The following is a 5,340-nucleotide window of genomic DNA, read 5'->3' on the forward strand; positions in this document are numbered from 1 at the left end:
GAATTGCCGACAGCTGGCCAAATTCGATCGATGCGATTGCAGCAGAAGAAGAGTGGGGCTTTAAATTCCAATACGACTTAGCGAAAATGACAGACGATATGATCAATAAGTTAACGAATAAATTGACCATGAACAAAACGAAAGCGAGCGGAGTTTAATCCTTATTTAGATAGATGACCTTATTTATTGGGTCATCTATTTTTTGTTTGATGGTTAATTTGTAGAAGCTGTATAGTTTTTTGTAGAAACTGTACGGTTTTTTGTAGAAGCTGTACGGTTTTTTGTAGAAGCTGTACACTTTTTTGTAGAAGCTGTACGGTTTTTTGTATGAACTGTACACTTTTTTGTATGAACTGTACACTTAAGTTAAAAACTGTACGGATATACAGGGGCGCCTTATCTAAACACAAAAAAGCAGCGCAGCAATTGCCACGCTGTTATCTTTTTGCATAAATTAATTTCTCTTTCTTCTCCGTAACCCTGCCGACAATCGCAGCATGGTGTTTACCGGCAGAATGCAGGTTGTCCACATACTGGACAGCTTCTTCTTCACTCATCGAAACGAGTAGTCCTCCAGAAGTAATCGCATCACAAAGAACTAATTGTTCTTCTGGCAAAAGATCTTCATAGACAACATCATTTATTAACCATTTATGATTGGATTTGGAACCTCCAGGAACAACTCCATCCCTGGCTAACTCTATTGCACCTTCAAGGATTGGAACTTTAGAGTAGTTGATTTCAAAACTCACATTACTTCCACGTGCCATCTCACTGCTATGACCTAATAACCCAAATCCTGTTACATCCGTTACAGCGTGCGGATGGTAGTTCATCAATAATAAAGCAGCGGTTTTATTCAACTCAGCCATTGTATCGGTAACGATTTGTTCTTGTTCTGCGGTAACGACACTACGTTTAATACCAGTGGTAATAATACCAACGCCTATCGGCTTAGTAATCACTAACACATCACCAGGCTTAGCTCCAACGTTCTTCCAAACCTTATCAGGATGAACAATTCCCGTTACAGAGAGACCAAATTTTGGCTCTTGGTCATCAATCGAATGACCTCCAACCGTTAAGGCGCCAGCTTCTTTTACTTTATCTGCCGCACCGCGCAGTATATCAGAAAGCATCTCAGCACCAAGTTTTTTAATTGGGTAACCTACAATATTTAAGACTGTTTTCGGTTCTCCGCCCATAGCATAAACATCGCTTAATGCGTTCGCAGCGGTAATCTGTCCAAACATATATGGGTCGTCCACAATGGGGGTAAAGTAATCGACCGTCTGAATAAGGGCAATCGAGTCCGTTAACTGATAAACACCTGCATCATCAGAAGTTTCATGTCCGACTAGTAATTCTGGAACAGGTTCTTGCTTAGGTAAATGACGCAAAACTTGCGCCAGGTCCTCAGGACCAATTTTGCAGCCTCAGCCCGCTTTAGTTGATAAAGAGGTTAGGCGTATTTTCTCTTGCTCACTCATTGTTCCACCTCCATTAATTAGTATAACTGTTTCAAAAAAAAACTGCACACACTATGTACAAGCAAAAGATTTGCAAGTGCGATAAAATATTTTTACTATAGTTATGTAGGAAATTAGATTTATGTAATGGAGGAGTAAAAAGATGAACAACTATCACGTTATTGTTGAATTCTGCATGCAATGAAACTACGCACCAAAAGCCGCGGGTCTCGCGGAAGAACTTTTTACACACTTTAATCGTAACATTGGAAAAATGGAATTAATCCCTGTATCAGGCGGAGCATTTGAAGTAAGTGTAAACGGGGAAAAAATCTATTCTAAATTAGATACTGGGGTGTTTCCAGACACCGAGGATATCATTAATAAAATATCACAAAAATAAATAAACATTACCCTCATATCAACCATTTGATATGAGGGTTTATTGTTCTTAATAACGATATTATGTTAACTAAAATCGTAAAAAAAAATAATGCCGTAAGATAACTTAGGGCAGTGTAATATAGCAGTTTTTCCCAGATCCTTTTTCATTTTTCGATATCAGAACCTCTAATATACCATTAATATAATTAGCACTAACTTTTTGATTAATAACCTCAAAGGGGAACTCGATAGTACGTTCTTTCTTTTGTTGATTAGAGGGAGTGGAAGATTTAACAGCAGTAATAACGAGCTTATGATCTTCTATAAAAACTTTGATTTCCGAGCTGTTATACTCGTTAAGCAATGCCTCAACGATCCATTCTTGGTCTGTCTCATATAAATCGATTCGAAATTGAGTTAAGTCATCTTGAGTAGTTAAAGGATCGAGGCAGTAGTTTTCCAACCACTTTTCCACAAGGTCAAAATTGATGGGCTGTATATTTTTTTTGGATTTCATAGCAATCCCCCTTGCATGGTTTATTTTATTCATTCAAAATGAAAGGGTGAAATGAAAAAACAGGACTAAAGTAGGCAGAGTAAAGGAGTTTTTTTGGTGAAAGAATGGTTACGCTCAATTCCGGCTGTACATGAATTGCAAAACCACGAGCAGTTCGAATCCCTCCTTAAGGAGAATAATCTCGATGCTGCACAATTAACAAAGCAGCTAAAGGAAACCCTCGATCAAATAAGATCATTGCTATTAATTAAAGACTGGTATGGCGCCACCCCGGGCACAAATCAGTTTATAGATGAAGTTTTTCAACTTTTACGTGGAAATATTAAGAAACAATTTTCTTATACCCTAGAAAAAGTAATTAATGCAACAGGCACCATCCTTCATACGAATCTAGGAAGAGCAAGGCTAAGTGACAATGCCATCCATCATGTTGTGGAAACAGCCCAAAATTACTCAAACCTAGAGTATAAATTAAATGAAGGCGAGAGAGGTTCCAGGCATAGCCATGTAGAAGCTCTTCTAAAAGAAATTACCGGTGCAGAAGCGGCAATGGTCGTGAATAATAATGCTGCCGCCGTTTATCTCGTTTTAAGAGCGCTTGCAGAAAATAAGGAAGTCATTGTGTCACGAGGACAATTAGTAGAAATTGGCGGCTCATTTCGTATCTCCTCCATTATGGAAGAGAGCGGAGCGAAATTAGTCGAAGTTGGAACTACAAATAAAACTCATTTATATGATTATGAAAAAGCCCTTAATTCTGAAACGGCTATTGTCATGAAAGTACATACAAGTAATTTCAAGGTGATTGGTTTTACAAAATCAGTCGAAACGGAAGACCTCATCCGACTGACTCAAGGTGCAGAAGATGTTATTTTTTATGAAGACCTTGGCAGCGGTGCTCTTTTTGACTTTAGAAAGTATGGAATTGGAGATGAACCCGTTGTAAGAGAAGTTCTTGAAATGGGTGCAGACCTTGTTACTTTTAGTGGGGATAAGCTGCTCGGCGGACCTCAAGCAGGGATTATTGCTGGGAAGAAGAAAATCATTGATACGCTAAAAAAACACCAATTAGCACGCGTGGTTCGCGTAGATAAAATGACTCTAGCCGCGTTAGAAGGGACGCTAATTGATTATGCACGCGGGGAACATGGAGTACATAACATTCCCACCATCCGTGATTTATTAGTTTCTATTGATATATTAGACGAAAGAACGAAGAGGTTTGTTACAAACTTGTTACAAGGCACAGAACATTTTCAGGCGAAAGTTTTTCCTGGCACAAGTCAAGTAGGCGGGGGAACGATGCCGGATGTGCAGCTGCCAACCTTGGTCATTTCTCTTAAGCATCATACACTTACAGCAGAACAAGTCGGAAGAAAATTAAGAACACAATATAAACCAGCCATTGTTGGACGAATTCAAAAAGATGAATTTATCATTGATTTAAGAACCGTTACGGAGGAAGAAGAACAGTTTTTACTTAAAGCCTTACTCCAATTATAAAAGCAACCCCCTCATTGGTCTAGAGGGGGTTAGCACTATTTCTAAGGTCCCAGCAAGAATAATTTCATCTATGAGAATTGTCCAGCTGCAGACGCCTTTCGCTTTTCTACATATCGTGATGTGATTTACTTTTTTGGCGTGTATGGTTGCGGTTCTTTACTTTTTTTGATCCGCTTAAAGGTTCAGGCTGGCCAGACGTCTTCGGTTGATTTCTTCTCATGTCCTTGCCGTCGTTTTTGTTCACCATTTTCATCCCTCCTCTATATAGTTAGGATGCAATGCTGAAGACTTTTTATGCTGAATAATTTGTTAGGGTGCTGTGCAATTTAACGTTATAGAAACGTGAGGGGAGTGAAACAGTCAATGCCGGAGATTGATCGATTTCCATATAATAAGGATAAGCAGCAAGCTTTTCAGGCTGCGCAGCAGGGCTATGAAGAAGCACAAGGACTTTTTAAAACAATCGTTAGTGACAGTGCCAGTTACGGTCACCAATTAAAGCATTTAAAAGAAGAAGTAAATGAAGCTTATCAGCAAATTGAAAATGCGTTAGAAGTGGCTTCCGAGCACCAAAGAGCCCAACTAGAGCGCTTCCAGCAAGATTTGCAGAGTATTGTGGAAGAAGTAAATCTTACAGAATAATTCACATATAAAAAGCAGGGGATAGACTCCTGCTTTTTATCTGCAAATCAAGCTCAGCGCCCGGAGGCTAGTGTACTTGTCTAACGCGGGCGCTCCTGCCTTTTATGTTATTGATTCTTTTTACGTTTTTTATTGTTCATTTTTTCTTTAATTGTTAATGGTTCGTTAGACATTTCCTCATTATATCCAGCACCCATACCTTGACCTTTAGCTGCGTTGGCGCCTGGAATTACATGATTTGACTTTCTTCGCTGCATGCCATTCACCTCCTATGAGAATTCTGTTGAATTCTCACTGATAGAGATAATATTTCCTTTTAGGTAAAAATAAATGACAATAAAAAAGTTTTTTGAGATAATAAATATGACGCAATTCTAATCTTTAGGACTATTCAGTTATACGGTATTATAAGATTTTTCTAAATATTTTGAACAATATACATAAAAAACATAAGAAAAACTTATCAATCGCAATAACTTTCTTGTTATTTACTTATGTACAAGGTTGTATTAAGATTAGAATTGTGAGAAAAGTAGGGATGGATAGGAATTTTCAAACTTTTCGACTTTTCGTTAATTTTTAGTTAATGATGACGAATGAGGGGGTTTCACTATGGTGAAAAATGATGTATTTAACGCACGCACTTCCTTCGAAGTGAACGGTAAACGTTATCACTATTACCGCTTAAGTGCACTTGAAGAGGCTGGTCTTGGCAACGTTACTAAATTGCCATATTCCGTAAAAGTATTACTTGAATCTGTGCTTCGTCAATACGATGGCCGTGTCATCGCAAAGGAGCACGTTGAAAACTTAGCAAAATGGGGA

7 protein-coding genes and 2 pseudogenes are annotated in these 5,340 nt (G+C 38.4%); 5 read left to right on the plus strand and 4 right to left on the minus strand.

Annotated elements, in window-relative coordinates; all coding sequences use genetic code 11:
- A pseudogene (locus ACIQAA_RS32250) lies at positions 1 to 158 on the plus strand (UDP-glucose 4-epimerase); the annotation flags it as partial.
- Positions 159 to 437: 279 nt separating this feature from the next.
- Here the strand turns inward: ACIQAA_RS32250 and selD are convergent.
- On the minus strand, positions 438 to 1,490 hold the full coding sequence (gene selD, locus ACIQAA_RS32255; protein ID WP_402627971.1) for a selenide, water dikinase SelD: 1,053 nt from the start codon (positions 1,488 to 1,490) through the stop codon (positions 438 to 440).
- A gap of 196 nt (positions 1,491 to 1,686) precedes the next feature.
- Here selD and ACIQAA_RS32260 point away from each other — a divergent pair.
- Positions 1,687 to 1,872, plus strand: a pseudogene (locus tag ACIQAA_RS32260) (Rdx family protein); the annotation flags it as partial.
- Between the two features lie 105 nt (positions 1,873 to 1,977).
- Here the strand turns inward: ACIQAA_RS32260 and ACIQAA_RS32265 are convergent.
- On the minus strand, positions 1,978 to 2,370 hold the full coding sequence (locus ACIQAA_RS32265) for an Hsp20/alpha crystallin family protein (RefSeq protein WP_402627974.1): 393 nt from the start codon (positions 2,368 to 2,370) through the stop codon (positions 1,978 to 1,980).
- Between the two features lie 96 nt (positions 2,371 to 2,466).
- Here ACIQAA_RS32265 and selA point away from each other — a divergent pair, with 96 nt between their 5' ends.
- Positions 2,467 to 3,873, plus strand: coding sequence for an L-seryl-tRNA(Sec) selenium transferase (gene selA / locus ACIQAA_RS32270; RefSeq protein WP_402627977.1), 1,407 nt, complete (start codon positions 2,467 to 2,469; stop codon positions 3,871 to 3,873).
- A 106-nt stretch (positions 3,874 to 3,979) separates the two neighbouring features.
- On the opposite strand, the gene ACIQAA_RS32275 is transcribed toward selA, so the two are convergent.
- Positions 3,980 to 4,120 (minus strand): small acid-soluble spore protein P, encoded by a 141-nt coding sequence (locus ACIQAA_RS32275; protein WP_179595556.1) that lies wholly within the window; start codon positions 4,118 to 4,120, stop codon positions 3,980 to 3,982.
- Between the two features lie 116 nt (positions 4,121 to 4,236).
- Between ACIQAA_RS32275 and ACIQAA_RS32280 the strand changes: the two genes are divergently transcribed.
- Positions 4,237 to 4,515 carry a hypothetical protein gene (locus tag ACIQAA_RS32280; protein WP_402627980.1) on the plus strand — a complete coding sequence of 93 codons (279 nt, stop codon included), beginning with the start codon at positions 4,237 to 4,239 and terminating at the stop codon, positions 4,513 to 4,515.
- 107 nt (positions 4,516 to 4,622) lie between these two features.
- Here ACIQAA_RS32280 and sspO read toward each other — a convergent pair whose 3' ends face one another.
- Positions 4,623 to 4,772, minus strand: a complete 150-nt coding sequence (sspO, locus tag ACIQAA_RS32285) for a small acid-soluble spore protein O (protein WP_132086590.1) — start codon at positions 4,770 to 4,772, stop codon at positions 4,623 to 4,625.
- Between the two features lie 355 nt (positions 4,773 to 5,127).
- On the opposite strand from sspO, the gene ACIQAA_RS32290 reads away from it, so the two are divergent.
- Positions 5,128 to 5,340, plus strand: a 213-nt coding sequence (locus tag ACIQAA_RS32290) for a hypothetical protein (protein ID WP_402627985.1), incomplete at its 3' end; no start/stop codon positions are given.

Source organism: Neobacillus sp. NPDC093182 (genome assembly GCF_044754045.1).